The organism is Paenibacillus sp. GQ49 (assembly GCF_059759055.1).
Window position 1 is genome coordinate 236,826 of record NZ_JCAXEL010000002.1, and the last position, 19,224, is coordinate 256,049.

15 protein-coding genes are annotated in these 19,224 nt (G+C 48.5%); 2 read left to right on the top strand and 13 right to left on the bottom strand.

Going from position 1 to position 19,224, the window contains the following annotated elements; genetic code table 11:
- Window positions 1-173: 173 nt before the first annotated feature.
- From rsmB to AC6CIF_RS05705, 12 genes are all read right to left on the bottom strand, one after another.
- A complete protein-coding gene (rsmB, locus tag AC6CIF_RS05650) occupies window positions 174-1,643 on the bottom strand; it encodes a 16S rRNA (cytosine(967)-C(5))-methyltransferase RsmB (protein ID WP_498198449.1) in 1,470 nt (489 codons plus the stop codon).
- On the bottom strand, window positions 1,640-2,593 hold the full coding sequence (fmt, locus tag AC6CIF_RS05655) for a methionyl-tRNA formyltransferase (protein WP_076211380.1): 954 nt from the start codon (window positions 2,591-2,593) through the stop codon (window positions 1,640-1,642). Before fmt ends, rsmB begins: the two co-directional genes overlap by 4 nt.
- Before the next feature lie 12 nt (window positions 2,594-2,605).
- Window positions 2,606-3,094, bottom strand: a complete 489-nt coding sequence (gene def, locus AC6CIF_RS05660) for a peptide deformylase (protein WP_017687449.1) — start codon at window positions 3,092-3,094, stop codon at window positions 2,606-2,608.
- A 115-nt stretch (window positions 3,095-3,209) separates the two neighbouring features.
- Window positions 3,210-5,759, bottom strand: a complete 2,550-nt coding sequence (gene priA, locus AC6CIF_RS05665; protein ID WP_047843685.1) for a primosomal protein N' — start codon at window positions 5,757-5,759, stop codon at window positions 3,210-3,212.
- 3 nt (window positions 5,760-5,762) lie between these two features.
- Window positions 5,763-6,998 carry a bifunctional phosphopantothenoylcysteine decarboxylase/phosphopantothenate--cysteine ligase CoaBC gene (coaBC, locus tag AC6CIF_RS05670; RefSeq protein WP_498198452.1) on the bottom strand — a complete coding sequence of 412 codons (1,236 nt, stop codon included), beginning with the start codon at window positions 6,996-6,998 and terminating at the stop codon, window positions 5,763-5,765.
- A 138-nt stretch (window positions 6,999-7,136) separates the two neighbouring features.
- On the bottom strand, window positions 7,137-7,349 hold the full coding sequence (gene rpoZ / locus AC6CIF_RS05675) for a DNA-directed RNA polymerase subunit omega (protein WP_036614619.1): 213 nt from the start codon (window positions 7,347-7,349) through the stop codon (window positions 7,137-7,139).
- Between the two features lie 157 nt (window positions 7,350-7,506).
- Window positions 7,507-8,079: a guanylate kinase gene (gmk, locus tag AC6CIF_RS05680; protein ID WP_017687445.1), complete on the bottom strand. Its 573-nt coding sequence runs from the start codon at window positions 8,077-8,079 to the stop codon at window positions 7,507-7,509.
- 13 nt (window positions 8,080-8,092) lie between these two features.
- Window positions 8,093-8,353: an extracellular matrix/biofilm regulator RemA gene (gene remA / locus AC6CIF_RS05685; protein ID WP_006209218.1), complete on the bottom strand. Its 261-nt coding sequence runs from the start codon at window positions 8,351-8,353 to the stop codon at window positions 8,093-8,095.
- Window positions 8,354-8,404: 51 nt separating this feature from the next.
- The gene (locus tag AC6CIF_RS05690; protein ID WP_498198455.1) at window positions 8,405-9,304 is read right to left on the bottom strand and encodes a YicC/YloC family endoribonuclease; all 900 of its coding nucleotides are present in this window, start codon (window positions 9,302-9,304) and stop codon (window positions 8,405-8,407) included.
- A gap of 19 nt (window positions 9,305-9,323) precedes the next feature.
- A complete protein-coding gene (locus tag AC6CIF_RS05695; RefSeq protein WP_498198456.1) occupies window positions 9,324-11,213 on the bottom strand; it encodes a bifunctional homocysteine S-methyltransferase/methylenetetrahydrofolate reductase in 1,890 nt (629 codons plus the stop codon).
- Window positions 11,214-11,426: 213 nt separating this feature from the next.
- Window positions 11,427-12,260, bottom strand: a complete 834-nt coding sequence (dapF, locus tag AC6CIF_RS05700; protein ID WP_036614947.1) for a diaminopimelate epimerase — start codon at window positions 12,258-12,260, stop codon at window positions 11,427-11,429.
- A 183-nt stretch (window positions 12,261-12,443) separates the two neighbouring features.
- On the bottom strand, window positions 12,444-15,302 hold the full coding sequence (locus AC6CIF_RS05705; RefSeq protein WP_498198457.1) for a calcium-translocating P-type ATPase, SERCA-type: 2,859 nt from the start codon (window positions 15,300-15,302) through the stop codon (window positions 12,444-12,446).
- A gap of 357 nt (window positions 15,303-15,659) precedes the next feature.
- On the opposite strand from AC6CIF_RS05705, the gene AC6CIF_RS05710 reads away from it, so the two are divergent.
- Entirely contained in the window at window positions 15,660-17,432 is a 1,773-nt protein-coding gene (locus AC6CIF_RS05710; RefSeq protein ID WP_498198458.1) for an Rqc2 family fibronectin-binding protein, read from the top strand.
- Between the two features lie 287 nt (window positions 17,433-17,719).
- Entirely contained in the window at window positions 17,720-18,166 is a 447-nt protein-coding gene (locus tag AC6CIF_RS05715; RefSeq protein WP_498198460.1) for a GNAT family N-acetyltransferase, read from the top strand.
- A gap of 143 nt (window positions 18,167-18,309) precedes the next feature.
- Here the strand turns inward: AC6CIF_RS05715 and AC6CIF_RS05720 are convergent, their stop codons facing one another.
- Window positions 18,310-19,179, bottom strand: coding sequence for a PHP domain-containing protein (locus tag AC6CIF_RS05720; protein ID WP_498198462.1), 870 nt, complete (start codon window positions 19,177-19,179; stop codon window positions 18,310-18,312).
- Between the last annotated feature and the right edge of the window lie 45 nt (window positions 19,180-19,224).

Consider the following 19,224-nt stretch of genomic DNA (forward strand, 5'->3'; position numbering starts at 1 on the left):
GACCACGTTACATCCATGTATACCCTTGATATCTGTACTTCATGCATTATAACATCTCAATGCCGCCATCGCACCCTGTCATCACATTCTCTGACAATTATATCGAAGTCCCATCACAAAGAAATCCGCCGAAGTTCCCCTCGGCGGTCATGCTTCCGTGCTCTATTAAACTGTTATTTCGCTGTTTTTGTCAACCGTGCGATGAAAAATCCGTCGCTGTGAGCGTATTGTGGCAAAATCTGAATACCACCGTTCACAACCTTCAAGTTCGCTGTCTCCGATTCAGACCAGACGGATGCTTCTGCTGGACTAAATTCCGGATGTCGATTCAAGAAATCTGCAACCATATCCTCATTCTCAGCAGGCTCAATCGTACACGTGCTATACACCAGAATACCACCTGGTTTTAACAACGACGCAACCTGATCAAGCAATTCACGTTGCAAGCCTGCGATATCTTCGATATCTTTTACGGTTTTGGTCCATTTCACATCAGGCTTGCGGCGAATAACACCCAGACCTGAACATGGTGCATCCAGCAAAATGCGGTCAAACGACGCTTCCGGGTACCGTTCATTCAGGTTTAGCGCATCTCCAGTTACAGCATCGATACAAGTCAGACCGAGACGCTCCGCCTGATCCAGGATCAGCTGGCGCTTGTGAGCATGTACATCATTCGCGACAATACGACCGCGATCCTGCATTTTCTCAGCCATGTGAGCTGTTTTACCACCTGGAGCTGCGCAGCAATCCAATACAAGTTGGTCTACTTCTGGCGCAACTGCTTCAGCGACAAGCATGGAACTTTCGTCCTGTACAGAGAACAACCCGTCCCGATACCAGGACGTTAGAGCCATGTTTCCGCCACTACGTACAAGAATTCCATCGGAACTCAGCTGAGAAGCTTCAACGACTGCACCTGTACTGGTCATCTCATGCATCAGTTTCTCCCGTGTGGTCATTGTGGTGTTGACCCGGACACTCACCGCTGGCGGCTCATTATTCGCACGACAGATCGCTTCCGCCGTCTCTTCGCCGTACTGGGCAATCCAGCGTTCAACCATCCATAACGGGTGGGAATGCTCCAGTGAAATACGTTCGGCAACGGGCAGATGTTCTGGAATACGAAGTTCATCCCGATTGCGGATCATATTGCGGAGCACTCCATTCACCATACCCGAGATTCCCTGATGGCCCAGTTTCTTCGCCAGATTAACCGCTTCGCTCACCACGGCATGCTCCGGAATACGATCCAGGTATATCATCTGATATACGCTGATTCGCAGCAGGCTACGAACCCATGGTTGCAGTTTGGCTACTCCTTTGGCGACGTAACGTTCCAGAAAATAATCAAGTGTATTCAATCTGGCGATTGTTCCATACACCAATTCGGTAGCTAGTCCAGCATCTGCGGGGCTTAAATCCGCCTCTTTCAGACGGCGGTTCAACTCCAGATTACTGTATGCTCCATCTTGCTCAACAGCACTCAGAACCTTGACTGCTAATGCACGAGCAGATGTTTTGGGTTGCTGGGAGCGAGATGCACCACCCGAATTCGGACGACGGTTTCCTTCACGCCCGGATGAATTTCCAGTAGGTTTCTGGCCTTTTCCTGACGAACGACCTGGTATGTTACCGCTCATCGCAGCACCGTTCCAGGTTTCAGTGTACCACCGCGAGCAAAGTCAGCGGCCTGCATCACTTTTTTGCCTGCTGGCTGCACTTCAGTCAACCAGAGAGACCCATTGCCTGTGCGGACTTCAATCCCTGCCTTGTTCAATTGCAGCACCGTTCCCGGTTCTGCTTGTCCAGCATCCGAAGAAGTTTCTAGGTCCACCTGATTGGGGTTAGCCGCAGCCCAGACTTTGAAGACCTGATCATCCCACATCGTAAATGCACCGGAGAACGGCACAAGACCACGAATCTGATTGAACAGTTCACGTGAAGTACGACTCCAGTCCATTTTCTCGTCATCCCGAGTCAGATTGCGAGCATATGAAGCCTCGGCATCATCCTGAGGGACCGCCGTTGTCTCGCCTGCAATCAATCGTGGCATTTCTGCCTGAAGCAGTTTGGAACCAGCCTCACTTAATTTATCAAACATCGATCCTGATGTATCTTCATCCGTAATTGGCAGTTCCACACGCGAGATCATATCTCCAGTATCCAGGCCTTCAGCCATATACATCAATGTGACTCCTGTCACGGATTCCCCGTTAATAATGGAACGTTGGATCGGGGCTCCTCCGCGATATTTTGGCAAAAGAGAGCCATGCACGTTCACACAGCCGCGAACAGGCATATCCAGCACAGCTTTGGGCAGAATCTGTCCAAAGGCCGCGGTTACGATCAGATCCGGTTTCCATTCAGCCAAGCGGGCTACGGCTTCCGGATCACGCAATTTAACAGGTTGAAACACCGGCAGACCGTGGCGTTCTGCCGCGGCCTTAACCGGTGTTGGCGTAAGTACTTTTTTGCGTCCTTGTGGTTTATCAGGCTGAGTCACCACACCCACCACATTGTATCCCTCTGCCATCAGCATATCGAGAGAAGGAACTGCAAATTCAGGTGTTCCCATAAAAACAATATTCAAATCGATCACTCCTTAATTACGACGCGGTCCCGTTTGATCGGCTGCAATTTCGTACACTTTCTCGGCGACATCCGTAAAGAGTACGCCATCCAGATGATCAATCTCATGCTGGAATGCACGGGACAGCAAGCCACTACCCGTAATAATCAGCTCTTTACCTTCACGATCCAGACCTTTAACCGTAACGGTCTCGAAACGGCGAACATCACCATTAATTCCAGGGATACTCAGACAACCTTCAGGTCCAAATTGTTCTCCCTCACTTGCAATGATCTCCGGGTTAATCATCTTGATCAGCCCTTGCTCATCACCTGCGTCGATAACAATCAGACGTTTCAGAATACCAACCTGTGGCGCAGCAAGACCTACACCTTCTGCATCGTACATAGTATCAGCCATATCATCCAGCAATTTTTGTACATTTGGTGTAATTTTGGTTACTTCTTTGGCTCTCTTGTGGAGCACCTCATCTGGTTCTTGCACGATAATGCGAATAGACATGTTGTAAGCACCTTCCTAATCCTCATCATAATTTCAGGACGATATCTGTATTTTGGGGTATTCAATTTAATCTATGTTTATACCGCTTGTTTACATCCGCATTGCTGCAAAATGCTTACATTAACATTTGCGGGTCTACATCCAGACTAATGAGCAATTTTTGCGCCTGAACATCATCGTCCATGCGCCGGGCCGTAGCCAGAGCAAGTCCTATGGCGTCTACATCCCCCCGCCATTTTATCATACATTGGAATCTGTATCTATTCTTGATCCGAGGAATCGGAGACGCTACCGGCCCCAGCACATCAAAGGCATCATTGCTGAATCGATCCAGACTGCCGAGCCATCCGGCCGCATTAGCCTTCTCTTTCAGTATTCGTGTATAGTTCTCAGCAAGACGAATCAATACCGGAAGCTGCTCATGCGAAAAGGTCACCAGAATCAGGCGACAGTATGGCGGATATTGCAAATTGCGACGGTGCAGCAATTCCTCACGTACAAACGACACATAGTCATGCTGACTCGCATGACCAATGGAGTAGTGCTCCGGCGTATAGGACTGAACAAACACTTCACCAGGCAATTGGTGCCGACCAGCTCGGCCAGCTACCTGTGTTAGTAACTGAAACGTTTTTTCCGCAGCACGGAAATCAGGTAAATTCAACGCTGAGTCCGCTGTTATCACGCCAACCAGGGTCACATCCGGGAAATCAAGTCCCTTGGCAACCATCTGGGTGCCCAGCAATACATCCGCCTTTTTCTCACGAAACTGTTTCAGCAGCTTCTCGTGAGCCCCTTTTTCCGTTGTTGTATCCACATCCATCCGAATGACCCGAATTCCCGGAAAGAGCTTGGCAAGTTCTTCCTCGACCCGTTGTGTACCTGTACCAAAGTATCGAATATGCTCACTTCCACAATCCGGACACACTTCCGGAGCCGCTTCCGCATACCCGCAGTAATGACAACGGAGATTATTCGAGCGCTGATGGTACGTCAGTGAAATATCACATTCGGGACAACCTGCCACATATCCACAGCTTCGGCACATAACAAAGGTCGAATATCCACGGCGATTCAGCAGAAGCACCGTCTGTTCACCACGCTCCAAGCGTTCCTCCAGCCCTTTGTGCAAAGCCCTGCTGAACATGGAGCGGTTGCCATCCTTCAACTCTTCACGCATATCAACGATCCGCACTTCAGGCAGCTTGTTACCCAGTGCCCGTGTTGGCATCTCCAGTAAGAGTGGTGCAAAATCATCATTACTCTGCGAGCGTGCAGCGTAATAACTTTCCAGCGAAGGTGTCGCTGAACCCAGAACAACCACCGCCTGATGCTGCTGTGCTCTTTTTACCGCTACATCACGGGCATGATATTTCGGCGTTTCCTCCTGTTTGTAGGAAGTCTCGTGTTCCTCATCCATAATGATCAACCCAAGTCGACTGAACGGAGCAAATACAGCTGAACGCGCCCCAATTGCAACCTTCACCTGACCCTCACGAATCTTGCGCCATTCATCATAACGTTCACCACCAGACAGACGACTGTGCATAACAGCAACTTGGTCCCCAAATCGCCCTTTAAAACGTTCTACCATCTGTGGTGTGAGTGCAATCTCGGGCACCAGAACGATAGCCTGCCGATCCTGTTCGATGCACTGTTGAATGGTTTGAAGATAGACTTCCGTCTTGCCACTTCCCGTAACACCATGTAGCAAAAACACCCCGTGGCGTTGTTCCTGCAATCGGCCATTGATATTGTCGTAGACAAGTTTTTGCTCATCGGTCAGAACCAGTGGTTCAGTCGCTTTGAACGTCCTGCCCTGATACGGGTCACGGAAGACCTCAACGTCCTCGGTGACGATCAGTCCCTTTTCCTCAAGCCCTTTAATCGTTGCAGCCGATACCTGTAGTGTAGATAACACTTCTTTCATCGGCATGGGTAGCAGTTCTTTCATTTCCAGCAAAAAAGCCAGAATCTCCTTCTGCCGCTGTGCTTTCGCCGGGAATGAAGCAAGTGCTTCCTGAGCAGCAGCAATATCTACAGCCAGATCAACGGATTTCATCGTTTTTTTATTTAACTTGTCCTTGATGGCCTGACTTTCCAGCAGCACGCCACCAAGCAATAATTTCTTAATTAGTGCAGCATGATTGGGATATTTTCTACTCAGTTGTTGCAGCGGTACCTGACCCCGACTTTTGACAAAACGGATGATATCCTGCTGTACTTTCTCGGTCGTAGACTCTTCTCCCCAAACAAATAACACCTCATCATCCGGTTGTGCACCCGCCATCTGTCCATCAAGTGCATCTCCCAGCGAGATGTATCGCTCTGCTTTCCCTTTCAATGCCGTCGGCACCATGACCTGCAATGACAAAATCCGGTTACTGGCGTAACGTCCACTCATCCATTCGGCCAACTCAACCAAATCCTTTGACAACGGGGGAACAATGTCCAGCAACTCCTGAATCTGCTTAAGCTTGAATGATTCCTCTCCGGTACGCGGCACAAGATCAATCACGAATCCCTGCACCGTCCGATGACCAAAAGGTACACCCACCCGGCTGCCAATCTCGATCCATTCCCTCATCGATTCAGGTACCAGGTAATCAAACGGCCGGTCTGTTTCCTTCACGGGAACATCGACTATGACCTTGGCAATCTCCATATCCTAATTCCTCCCGGCAATGCGCTCCGCCGCAATCCGGAGCAACCGCTGAGCCACATCGTCCTTGGCCAACACTGGAAGCTCCTCCACCAAACCTTCCCGGTCATAGATATGTACCGCGTTGGTGTCTGTTCCAAATCCTGCACCCGTGCGGGTTACGTCATTGGCTACGATCAGATCACAGTTTTTCCGTTCCAATTTCTCACGTGCATACATCTCAAGCGACTGAGTCTCCGCAGCAAAACCAATCAAAAACTGATGGGTCTTCTGTTTGCCCAGCGTTTCAAGAATATCTATATTTTTAACAAGTTCGAGCGACAGCGTGTCGCCTTTCTTCTTGATCTTCTCGGTATAAACTTCCTTTGGACGATAATCGGCAACTGCCGCCGCCTTAACCACGATATCAGCATCATCCCACTCGCGTGTTACGGCTTCATACATATCCTGTGCAGACTGTACAGGAATCAACTCAACGTTCTCCGGTGGCTTGGCTTGGGTATTGCCCATAACCAATTTCACATCAGCCCCCAGATCACGCGCAGCTGCGGCTATGGCAAATCCCATTTTGCCAGATGAATCGTTCGTAATATATCGTACTGGGTCAATGCGCTCAATCGTACCGCCAGCCGTAACAACAACCTTCTTGCCTTGTAACAACGAAGCTTGTCCCTGCCGACTAATATCTGCAGATTCGCGCTGTTCAAAGAAACGTTCCACCACATCCACAATGCTCTCCGGTTCTTCCAGACGTCCCTTGCCCACATATCCACACGCAAGCAGACCTTCACCCGGTTCAATCATCATGGCGCCCCGTTCAACAAGCAGGTTCATATTATGCTTTACAGCTGGATGATCATACATATGTACATTCATCGCTGGAGCAATCATGACAGGGGCTGTCGTGGCAAGAAGAGTTGTTGAGAGCATATCATCTGCCATGCCATGCGCCATCTTGGCAATTACATTGGCTGTTGCCGGAGCAACCAGAACAAGATCAGCCAGATCGGCCAGATGAATATGAGATACGACTGCCGGTTCACGCTCATCAAATGTATCGGTATATACGGTGTTTCGGGTCAACGTCTGCAGCGTTAATTCGGTAATAAACTGTGTAGCGGAAGCTGTCATAATCACATGTACATCCGCTCCCTTTTGCACCAGTCTGCTGCATAATGTTGCCGCTTTATAAGCGGCTATGCCGCCAGTCACACCAAGCACGATTTTTTTACCGTTCAACATGTTTATTTCCCCCGATATTTATACGACGTCTAAAGAAGATTCCGTTAAAATATGCTTATTCGTAAAAAAATAACAACCTCGCGGTTGTCAATTAATCCGGCTTGCGCCGTATGCAGTTGAAGAGCAGCCGCAGGCGGCTTACTCTTCTTCTTCGTCCTGTCCTTTGATGACAACGAGCAGGTCTCCATAGATTTCTTCCAGTGCAACGCCAACTTGTTTATGGGATCTCGCACCTCTTAAATCCGTTTTTTCACCTTCACGTAGCTGTCTAGCCCGGCGGGAAGCAGCAACAACAAGGGAATACTTGCTGTCGACTTTGTTCATCATTTCATCAATAGAAGGATACAGCATATTAACAAACACCTCTTCGCATTAGTATAATCGCAAGTTGCCGCCTGACAGAACTGATGTGGCATGTCTTCACACCCGGGCATTCCGAGAAGGAGTGCTTCAGTATATGATATGACAACTGCCCCACTTATATCGCATTCTGCAGCGGCAAAAGGGATTATTTATTGATCTTACAATGTTCGGCGATTATGATGCTTTCTATTCTCTTGCACGCCAAATCAATTTCATCATTAACAACAGCGTAATCATACTGCTCCAGCAGACTGATCTCATCAACCGCCACGGACATCCGGTGATCAATGGTCGCTTGGCTTTCGGTACCACGGCCTTGAATGCGATCTTTCAGCTCGTCCAATGAAGGAGGAAGCAGGAAAACAAAGATCCCTTCCGGGAATTTCTCTTTCACTTTTAACGCGCCTTGAACCTCAATCTCCAGAATGATGTCGCGGCCTTCGTTAATCGTTTTCTCCACAAAATCACGCGGTGTTCCGTAATAATTACCAACATACTCCGCATGTTCCAACAATTGATCTTCAGCAATCATGTTCTGGAACTCTTCATGACTTCTGAAGAAATAGTTCACACCATGTTCTTCACCCAGACGAGGCTGACGGGTTGTTGCCGATACGGAATAGATTAATTCCGGAACCCGTTTGCGCAAAGCGCTGCATACAGTACCCTTCCCGACCCCAGATGGGCCGGACAACACTACCAGTAATCCCTTAGACATATTACACTCCATTTTATTCGTCGTTATCATCATCTTTCGAAGAAAGACGATGGGCGACCGTCTCAGGCTGAACTGCAGACAAAATGACATGATCGCTATCCGTAATAATTACGGCACGAGTACGTCTTCCGTACGTTGCATCAATCAGCATGTGACGATCTCTTGCCTCTTGTATAATTCTCTTGATCGGCGCCGATTCCGGACTCACGATGGATATAATCCGGTTCGCCGATACGATGTTACCGAATCCAATGTTAATGAGTTTGATTGCCATAATCAGGTTCTTCCCCCTATACATGCGACTCTTTTGCCGAAATATGGCTGTTCATTCGATATTCGCCGCTTGCTCGCGAATCTTCTCCAGCTCTGCCTTCATCTCGACAACACGATTCACCAGAGCCAAATGGTTGGCTTTTGATCCAATCGTATTGACTTCCCGATTCATCTCTTGAATTAGAAAGTCCAACTTACGACCTACGGGTTCATCACTCTTCAGCAGTTCCCTGCTCTGTCCAAAGTGACTCTGTAGACGCGTAAGCTCCTCTTCTATGTTAGAACGATCGGCAAACATTGCAATTTCCATACCCAATTTATGCTCATCAAAAGGGAAAGAGCCTTCTTCCTGCATTTCCGTAAGCCTCTGTCTTAGCTTGTTGCGGTAATCACTTACCACAGTCGGTGCAAGATCAAGCATCTCGGTATGCAGTGACTCCAGACGGGTAATCCGCCGTTCCAGATCACTGGCCAGATGAAGACCCTCGCGAGCGCGCATCTGTTCAAGGCTGGACAGAGCCTCTTTCAATCCTTCCTGCAGAACTCGCTCCCATTCGTCCTTCTGCTCTTCGAGAATGGAACTTGTCCCATCCGAATGAACCATGACGTCCGGCAGCCCAAGCATATCCACAATACTTGGTTTGCCCTGCATTCCATATTGGGTCTCCAGTTGCTCTGCAGCCTGCAGATAGGCCCTGACCGTCTGTTCATTCAGAACAGCGGGAAGAGCCTGGTCTTCCTCTTTTTCTTTCATTACATAAACATCAATCCGCCCACGTTTCAAACGACTCTGTACGATCTTCCTCAAACCGTCTTCATAATACGTCCACTCTCTTGGCAGACGCATCATCACTTCGCAATAACGATGATTAACAGATTTGATCTCTAATTGTACCTTATAGCCGCCAAAATGAAAGGCGGATTGACCGTATCCGGTCATACTGAATGACATCGGCATCACATCCGTTTTACTATTGTAATTGATTATTAGGGTTGAAACAAGTAGGACATTGATGCTCCGACTTCTCCCATACGTATTGAGTCAGTTCGGCCGTCATGCCGTAGAACATAAACGGTGTCATGAGATAGATGCCTTTGAAATGCGCTGTTGCTACATCCAGCAGTTCTTTGGCAATTTTCACTCCCATCGCACGGCCTTCTTCGCCTTCCAGACCTGCCATACGGGAACGCACTTCATCCGAAAGCTGAATTCCGGGAACCTCGTTGTGCAGATACTCTGCATTCCGTCCACTCGCCAGCGGCATCACACCTACAAAAATGGGCACATCCAGATGTTTGGTCGCTTCGTGCATTGCTACAATCAACTCAGGATCATAGATCGGTTGTGTCATGATGTAATCTGCGCCAGAGGCAACTTTCTTCTCCAGTCGTTGTACAGCTTTCTCCAAATATTTCACATTGGGATTAAATGCTGCTCCGATGACAAAACCCGCTTTTTGCTTCAGCGGTTTACCTGAGAAAGCCACTCCATCGTTCAACTGTTTGATCATGCGTATGATTTCAAAAGAAGTCAGATCGTATACCGAGCTTGAACCCGGCAGATCACCAAATCTTGCAGGATCTCCTGTTACAGCCAATACATGATTAATGCCCAGAGCATCAAAACCCATCATGTGGGACTGTGTTCCAATCAGATTCCGGTCACGGCAGGCAATGTGCACAAGTGGGCGAAGGCCCGTGCGATCCTGAACGAGGTGACCCAGCGCCATGTTACTCATCCGTGTAACCGCGAGTGAATTATCCGCTAGGGTCAGGGCGTCTGCTCCTGCTGCTTTTAATGTCTCGGCACCTTTCATAAACTTGGCAATGTCCAAGTCACGCGGCGGGTCAAGTTCAACGATAACAGTGTGACGCTGCTTGACCAGATCAACGATCGTAGGCTGTCCGCCACGTCCGGAACGCTCATCCACATGTTCATGCAACACAATACGCGGTTTGGATTCTGACGGATCAGGCTCCAAAATAGGCGAAGGCACATAGTCAGCAAGCGCCTCCTTCATAGCGGTAATATGATCAGGTGTCGTACCACAGCAACCGCCGATAATACGAGCGCCCAGTTCAGCAAATTGCACTGCCGTCTGACCAAAGTACTCCGGAGTCGCACCATAACGGAACTGACCATCCACATAATCTGCGGCACCCGCGTTCGGGTAGACGGACATTGGAATACCAATTCGTCCCGAGACGGTTTCCATGGCACGCATAATCCCGTTTGGACCTGAGCGACAGTTAAAACCAATTACGTCCGCACCCTGCTCCCGCATGATTCGGAAGGCTTCAGGCATTGTATATCCGTCCAGTGTATGCCCTACATCCTCTACCGCGAACTGTCCAATCACGGGCAGATCACTCAGCTTGCGCGCTTGCAAAAGGGCAATATCCATTTCCTCGATATCATAGAAGGTTTCAAGCAAAATGCCATCCACGCCTTCATCAAGCAGTGCAAAGATCTGTTGTTGATAAAAGCGTTTCAGTTCACTCGTTGACACGTTCGTCCGCTTGCCACCTCGAATGGAACCAACTGCACCAAGCACATAACCGGTATCCCCAGCTACCTCTTTGGCAATGCGTACGCCGGCACGGTTCACGTCCTCCACCTTGGACTCCAGACCGAACTTGGACAACTTGTCGTAATTGGCAGAATACGTATTTGTTTCAAATATTTCTGTACCTGCATCCCGATAACGGCGATGTACATCCGCCACCACTTCAGGTGAAATCAAGTTTAATTCTTCATATGAAATCCCCACCGGGAACCCCATTTGGTACAGAAATGTTCCCATGGCCCCATCTCCAACGAGAACCCGTTCCTGCATAACTTTGCGCAAATCCGCCTTCATCCCATTTCCCCCCGCCTAGCTGTGATCATTTACATACTAATGTAACACAAAAAACGCTAAAAAACGAAGAAAAACACAGGTTTTTGATGAGTATCCAGCTCATATGGACTTTCTTGCCATACAGCCCCCAAATGTCTCTGTACAGGAGACACGACCTATCCTTTTTGACAAAAAAAGAGGCCCGCAGGCCCCTTTGGTTAAACCTTCCACTTTTTATGAAGTGATTCCCTTAAAAACAACTTCAGCAGGTCCAGTCATGTACACATGATTGTCAGCTTCATTCCACTCAATGTGGAGATCCCCACCCTTGAGGCTGATGACTGCTGTACGATCTGTATGTCCATTCAGGACAGAAGATACCAGTGTCGCACAAGCTCCGGTTCCACAAGCAAGTGTTGGACCCGCTCCGCGTTCCCATACACGCATGTCCACATATCCACGGTCACGAACTGTTGCGAATTCCACATTGATTTTTTTTGGGAACATCGGATGCACTTCAAGAAGTGGGCCCCAAGTCGTGAGATCAAAATTCACAGCGTCATCTACATAGATAACCGCATGCGGGTTACCCATGGATACGGCAGTGAATTTGAATGCATGTCCATTCGCTTCAATGTAGTGATCAACCACTGGGTTAGCATCCACCGTTGTAGGCACTTGAAGACCGTTCAGAATCGGCTCACCCATATCGACACGAACCGTTTCCACTTTACCATCACGAATGTTGAGACTCACAGGTTGTACCCCTGCACCAATCGTTTCAATGGTGATCTGCTCCTGGTTCACGTGACCATGATCGTATACATATTTGGACACACAGCGAATGGCATTACCGCACTGCTCTGCTTCCGAACCGTCCGAATTCATGATACGCATCTGAAAGTCTGCCTTCTCTGAAGGCAGTATATAAACCAGGCCGTCCGCTCCGATGCCAAAGAAACGGTTGCACCATTTCACAGCCAATTCTGCTGCATCTGCCGGAAGCTCCTTTTCACCAAATACAACGATAAAATCGTTACCAAGTCCATGCATTTTCGTAAATTCCATAATCTTGCCCACTCCTTTTGGCAGTCTGCTGCCAAAGCTATATTCTTGCTCTTCTACAGGATTACCATAGAAATTCATATTCAACATTTATACAAAAAAAGCTATCCTGCAAAATGCCAAAGCTGCCGCTTTGAATCATTTTGAGGATAGCATAACGAAATAGGTCAGGAAAAGGTATTGATTTTATGCTGAAAACTTTGTACTTTTCGGTACGAAGCGGCCAGAACCACCCATACGGCGGCGGTTACGACGACCACCCCACACGCTGCCTGCGCCCATAAGGAACGTTGGAATGCCCGCAGCAACGATACAGAGCGCCCATTCACGCAATCCCAGAGGTACGGTTTTGAAGATCGGCTGCAATGGTTCAACGTACATGACAACCAGCATCAGTACAACCGATGAAATCACCGCAAGAACCAGATATTTGTTCTGTAAAGGATTCCGGTGGAAGATGGACCGTGAACTACGGCAATCAAAAACATGGATAAGTTGCGCCAAAACGAGTGTAGCAAAAGCTACAGACTGTGCCTTGATGAGTTGACCCGGATTATCCGGTGCAGCCTGTAAGGTAAGCCAGAACGCTCCGAGTGTGCACAATCCAATCAACACACCCCGGCTGACGATTTTCCAACCCAGTCTGCGGGCAAAAATGTTTTCCTTGGCTCCACGGGGTTTGTGTTCCATCAAATCTTTCTCCGGCTGGTCTACCCCGAGCGCCATTGCAGGCAAACCATCCGTCACCAGGTTAACCCACAGAATCTGGATAGGTACGAGTGGTAGCGGCAAGCCCATCATCATTGCAAAGAACATTGTCAATATTTCGCCCACGTTTGATGCCAGCAAATAACGGATAAACTTGCGAATGTTCTCATAAATATTACGGCCTTCTTCAATCGCAGCCACAATGGTTGAGAAGTTGTCATCACTCAGAATGAGTGCCGAAGCTTCCTTCGTCACGTCTGTGCCTGTAATGCCCATCGCGATCCCGATGTCTGCTGCTTTAATGGCTGGAGCATCATTGACTCCATCACCCGTCATCGCGACGACATGCCCCTTGCGCTGTAATGATTTCACGATGCGAAGCTTGTGCTCAGGGGAAACTCTTGAGAATACATATATGCCCTCTACCTGTTTATCCAGTTGCTCGTCTGTCATGCCTGCCAGTTGCTGACCACTTAACGACGCGCCTCCACGTGGAAGAATACCCAACTGATGAGCAATGGCTTCTGCCGTTGTTCCATGATCACCTGTGATCATGACAGTTCGTATCCCCGCCTTGCGGCATGTTGCAATTGCATCTCGCACTTCACGACGCGGTGGATCTATCATACCTGCAAGTCCTACGAAGACAAGCTGACTCTCGGCGGCGTGTTCGTCAGCCACTTTTTCTTCCGGCCGCACTTCACGATAGGCCATTCCGAGGACACGCAGTGCCGCTCCGGCCATGCTCTCGTTAGCTGCCATCACTTTCTGTCGCAGCGTTCCAGTGAAAGGTACGACCTTGCCTTCCCACAAAATATAACTGCAGTGTCCGATTAACACATCCGGTGCACCTTTGGTGTAGATCATTCGGCCTCCCTGATGATGAACGAGGACCGACATGCGTTTTCGCTCCGAATCAAACGGGAATTCCTGCTGGCGGGCATACAACTCTTTGAGTCCGGCAGGAGTAAGCCCCATTTTGGAGGCCAGTGTGACGAGTGCCCCTTCCGTCGGATCACCTTTCAGCTCCCAGAGTACATTATCTCGTTGAACGGTTTCTTCTTGAAGATCACCTTTTTTCGTGTTTTTCTTGCTGTCCTTTTTGTTATCCTTGCCCTTTTTCTTGCTCCCCACCTCGCTTGCAACACTTTCCACAATACTCGCATTGTTGCAAAGCGCACTAATCTGAAGCATTCTGCGCAGGGACTGGTCACTCTTCAGTTCCACCGTACGACCGTTCTCCAGCATCTGCCCTTCAGGTGCGTAACCATCCCCGGTAACCTTGATGTTACGTCCCTCCAGCCACACATCCGTTACCGTCATCTTGTTCTGGGTGAGCGTGCCAGTCTTATCCGAACAGATTACAGATGCACAGCCCAGAGTTTCGACAGAAGGCAGTTTGCGTACAATGGCTTTACGTTTGATCATACGCTGCACGCCTAGTGCAAGTGCAATGGTTACAATAGCCGGAAGGCCCTCCGGTATGGCCGCCACCGCGAGGCTGACCCCTGCCAGAAACATGCCAACGGCTGGTTGACCGTGTAATATCCCGGCGACGACAACCATAATGGTTAATCCCAATGCGACAAAAATCAGAATTTTGCCCAGTTGTTCCAGCCTGTGCTGTAACGGTGTTTCCTGCTCCTCCGTATTCTGGATCAGATCGGCGATTTTGCCCATCTCCGTCTCCATCCCCGTACGGATAACCACACCTTTGGCTGTACCACGAGTGACCATGGTACCCATAAAACCAATATTCTTCTGATCACCCAGCGGAACGTCCTCATCCGCAATCGGAAGGCAGTGTTTGCTTACAGGAACCGATTCCCCGGTAAGTGCCGACTCCTCGACATCCAGACTGTTCGTTTGCAGCCAGCGCACATCAGCGGGTATGCGGTCCCCACTCTCCACCATGATAATATCCCCGGGGACAAGTTGTTTGGCGGCAAGGTGTACTTCCTGGCCTGAACGAAGCACTTTGGCAAGAGGTGCAGACAACTGTTTCAATGCACGAAGAGATCGTTCAGCCCGGAATTCCTGTACAAACCCCAGAATCGCATTCAGTACGATAATAGCCACAATCGTTACCGCATCCAGATACTCACCCAGTAATCCGGATACCAACGTTGCTCCCATCAACACCAGCACCATAAAATCCTTGAACTGATTCAAGAGCAATGTAATTGGAGAAATGCGTTTCCCCTCGCTCAGCTCATTCGAACCGACCACTTTCCTCTTCTCTGCTACAGCTTCATCCGTCAATCCTTCCTGCGGGCTGACGCCAAGAGTGTTACGAAGCTCTTCATCACTAAGTTGATGCCACTTGGTATGTTCCATGCTTCAAGTTTCCCTCCCAGTCTGTATTTCATCTGCAAAATAAGCTCACATGACTCACCGGCGCGCTGGTCGACAGGCTGTACACTATGCCGGACAAACTACCTGCTCTATATGTATTCGGACAGGTCAGTGATTAGCACCCGGAAGGTGAATCCTTTCCCTGATGGACAGAATAGGCTAAAATAAAAGTCTGCGATGTTCTGCGCAGTACCAATTCCAGCGTTCAACAGGCAAGCAACGAAGAATCTGCAGCCAGTCCTTGTTTTTTTACATACCTGGTTGCACGTTTCAGTTATATAGATGAAGCATTTGGCATGATAAATGCAGATGCTCGATAGAGAGAGGAAGTGGAAAAAAATGGCATTGGACGGCATCGTAACACGGGCCATTGTTCATGAACTGCAAGGCTGCATTGGTGGACGTATCAGCAAAATCCATCAGCCGAATGGCCATGACGTAGTTCTCACCCTGCGTGCTCAACGCGGAAATAGTAAATTGCTTGTTTCGGCAAGCCCAACCTATCCCCGTGTGCATTTTACGGAAAAGACATTCCTTAACCCTACGGAAGCACCCATGTTCTGCATGCTGCTCCGCAAGCACTGTGAAGGTGCAATCATTGAGGAGATCCGTCAGATTGGCATGGAGCGTATTATCCACATCAATGTGCGCCAGCGCGACGAACTGGGGGATGTTTCGGTTAAACGGATCATCATTGAATTGATGGGGCGTCACAGTAATATTATTTTGCTTGATCCTGTTACAGGAACGATTCTGGATGGCATTCATCATGTGACTCCTTCCATCAGTAGCTATCGGGTAATCATGCCTGGATTCGCGTATACTGCCCCACCCGAGCAACATAAAAGTAATCCGCTCGAAGTGAGTCGTACAGCATTCGAGGACAGCTATCATGCCGCTGAAGAAGATGCATCACGCTGGCTTGTGAACTCCTTTAGCGGTCTTAGCCCGTTAATTGCGGGAGAGATTGCTGCACGTGGGATTGCTGCTGAAGGCCCAGTGAGCACTCAGGCTGTGGTGGAGGGTGAGAGCCAAGTTGAGGCTGGTGCACTCTGGAACGCTTTTGAAGCCGTGATGGGGCCTGTCAGAGATCATATCTACACACCTGTAACCGGAACAAACGCCAAAGGCAAAATGATTTTCTCGGCCGTTCATCTTGAGAGCATTCAGGAGTTGGAGAAAACCTATGACACGATGAGCAAGTGCATGGAGGATTATTACGGAGACAAGGCTGAACGGGACACGGTAAAACAGAGAGTAAGTGATCTGCTCCGTTTTCTGCAGAATGAGCGAAGCAAAAACATCAAAAAGCTGGACAACCTGAACAAGGATCTGCTGGAAGCGGACGATGCGGACAAGTTCAGACTATGGGGTGAGTTGCTGTTCGCCTCCCTGCATCAGGTCCACAAAGGGGACAAGAGCGTGGAGCTTGTGAACTTCTACGATGAAGACCAAGCCAACATTACCATTCAGCTTGATCCGCTGCTTACACCATCTGACAACGCACAACGTTATTTCAAGCGGTATAACAAATACAAGAACAGTCTGGCTGTCATTCATGAGCAGCTTGGCAAAACCAAAGACGAGATTGACTACCTCGATAACCTGTTGCAGCAGCTGTCCATTGCATCCATGAACGATATTGAGGAAATACGGGACGAGCTTGTGCAGCAAGGATACCTTCGTGACCGCAATAAGAAAGGTAAAAAGAAGAAGAAAAGTGACCGTCCAACCGTACACCAGTTCACCTCCTCCGAGGGGATTGATATTCTTGTGGGCAAAAACAACCTGCAGAACGAGTACGTGACCAACCGTCTCGCTTCTTCCAACGACACCTGGCTGCATACCAAAGACATTCCAGGTTCACATGTCGTTATTCGCAGTACGGACTTTGGTGAAGCTACATTGGAAGAAGCAGCACAGCTTGCTGCCTATTTCAGCCAAGCCAAGGAATCCAGCAGTGTGCCTGTGGATTACACATTTATCCGTCATGTACGCAAACCAAGTGGTGCGAAGCCTGGTTTTGTCATCTATGATCATCAGAAGACCTTGTTTGTCACGCCAAATGATGAATTGATCAAAAGTCTGCCATCCACGATTAAAAATGGATAAGGCTATATAAGTTGAACTAAAGATTATTTACACTGACACTACGATGACAGAACAACCTTCCAATCGCTGTTATCGTGTAAATGATTAGTTCAACTTATATAGATGTAACAGTAACAATAGAAAAATCCCCTGACCATTAACGGTTCAGGGGATTTTTGTGGTTGCATTAGTTGTTTGAATGATAGTTGAAGCTCGGCTTATTTAGTTTTCTATTTGAATATTAATTCATTTATATGTATAATAATTCAATTGTGATGAATAAAATTTGTAGTTAAAGGAAGTGTACCATGACCATACATATCAGAGAAACTCAACCTGATGATCTGAAACCCCTGATGGCATTAATGCATGACTATGTGGTGGGATTCTACAACAACCCTTGGCCTGGTGATCAATCCATCCAGCTTTTGATCAACAACCTGCTTAATCAGCAGATCGGTGCTCAATTTGTGGCAGTAGAGGACGGAAAGCTTATCGGATTTTCCACTCTGTTCTTTACATATAGCACGATGAAAGCAGAGCGTGTCGCCATCATGAATGACCTATTTGTTACGGAAATATTCAGAGAGGGCGAAGCAGAAGCTAAATTATTTGCACACTGTCAGCAATATACGCGTGACCACGGATGTGCATATATGTCTTGGATCACAGCAGTGACCAATGAGCGAGCACAGCAATTATTCGAACGTCTTGGGGCTACACGTGGTGCTTGGGTAAACTATTCCATTACATAGACTATTTTGAGAACAAAAAAAGGAACATGCAAACATGAAGGTTCAGCCCTATCATGTTTGCATGTCCCTTACTCCTTCGATCTTAAAATGTATCCAGTAATACAGAATTTATTATAGTCAGATAGAGCGTTGCAACGTCTCGCTTACTCTCCCTTTTGCTGTGAAGCAACTGCCTTCAGCCTTTCCAACACATCAACCGTTACGGTCTTGCTACCAAGATCCCCGTGGAAAACAACACCTTGCCGTTTACCATGATAATCAGATCCACCTGTTTCAATGAGGTCGTATTCCTTGGCCAGCTTACCATACCTGCGTTCCTCTTCTGGGCCATGGTCCGAATGAAACACCTCAATGCCATCGGGAAGGGCGTCTTCAATGATGCGACGTACCAATTCATCATCATTATAGAGACCCGGATGGGCAATCACAGCGGCTCCACCTGCGGCTCTGATCCACTCACACGCATCCTCGGGTGCAACGCGGGGTACAGACACGAAGCCAGGCTTGCCTTCAGCAAGATATCGATCGAATGCATCCCGCATGTCGACAGCATATCCCTTCTTTACCAACACGTCAGCCATATGAGGTCTGCCGATACTCTCATCCGGCTCTAGTGGTCTTCCCAGCTCATCCAGTACTTCCTGCCAGCTTATATCAAGCCCGAGTTCTTGGAGCTTGGCAATAATCAGATGATTGCGCTCATCTCGCGCTTCTCTTAATCCGCGCAACCGTTGCAGGAATAGCTCATCCTCTGTATTCACATAATACCCGAGCACATGAATATCTTTCCCACCAGCCCGAGTGCTGATCTCCACTCCAGCAACGACATCAATATCGCACTCTTTTCCCGCTTGCTGTGCTTCGGCTACACCAGCTACTGTATCATGGTCCGTTAGGGCAACCGCAGATAGCCCTTTTTGTTTGGCAAGCTTCACATTATCAGCAGGTGGCTGCATTCCATCGGAAGCCTGACTATGCGTATGAAGATCACAGCGTCCTTGGCGCTGATCCATGATCAACAGCTCCTTTGTTTAAAATTGATTATGATTCAATCTTAT

Bases quoted from the DNA above. Each gene is read 5' to 3' on its own strand.
- rsmB (WP_498198449.1), bottom strand. From the start codon at position 1,643: ATGAGCGGTAACATACCAGGTCGTTCGTCAGGAAAAGGCCAGAAACCT.
- def (WP_017687449.1), bottom strand. From the start codon at position 3,094: ATGTCTATTCGCATTATCGTGCAAGAACCAGATGAGGTGCTCCACAAG.
- priA (WP_047843685.1), bottom strand. From the start codon at position 5,759: ATGGAGATTGCCAAGGTCATAGTCGATGTTCCCGTGAAGGAAACAGAC.
- coaBC (WP_498198452.1), bottom strand. From the start codon at position 6,998: ATGTTGAACGGTAAAAAAATCGTGCTTGGTGTGACTGGCGGCATAGCC.
- rpoZ (WP_036614619.1), bottom strand. From the start codon at position 7,349: ATGCTGTATCCTTCTATTGATGAAATGATGAACAAAGTCGACAGCAAG.
- gmk (WP_017687445.1), bottom strand. From the start codon at position 8,079: ATGTCTAAGGGATTACTGGTAGTGTTGTCCGGCCCATCTGGGGTCGGG.
- remA (WP_006209218.1), bottom strand. From the start codon at position 8,353: ATGGCAATCAAACTCATTAACATTGGATTCGGTAACATCGTATCGGCG.
- AC6CIF_RS05690 (WP_498198455.1), bottom strand. From the start codon at position 9,304: ATGTCATTCAGTATGACCGGATACGGTCAATCCGCCTTTCATTTTGGC.
- AC6CIF_RS05695 (WP_498198456.1), bottom strand. From the start codon at position 11,213: ATGAAGGCGGATTTGCGCAAAGTTATGCAGGAACGGGTTCTCGTTGGA.
- dapF (WP_036614947.1), bottom strand. From the start codon at position 12,260: ATGGAATTTACGAAAATGCATGGACTTGGTAACGATTTTATCGTTGTA.
- AC6CIF_RS05705 (WP_498198457.1), bottom strand. From the start codon at position 15,302: ATGGAACATACCAAGTGGCATCAACTTAGTGATGAAGAGCTTCGTAAC.
- AC6CIF_RS05710 (WP_498198458.1), top strand. From the start codon at position 15,660: ATGGCATTGGACGGCATCGTAACACGGGCCATTGTTCATGAACTGCAA.
- AC6CIF_RS05715 (WP_498198460.1), top strand. From the start codon at position 17,720: ATGACCATACATATCAGAGAAACTCAACCTGATGATCTGAAACCCCTG.
- AC6CIF_RS05720 (WP_498198462.1), bottom strand. From the start codon at position 19,179: ATGGATCAGCGCCAAGGACGCTGTGATCTTCATACGCATAGTCAGGCT.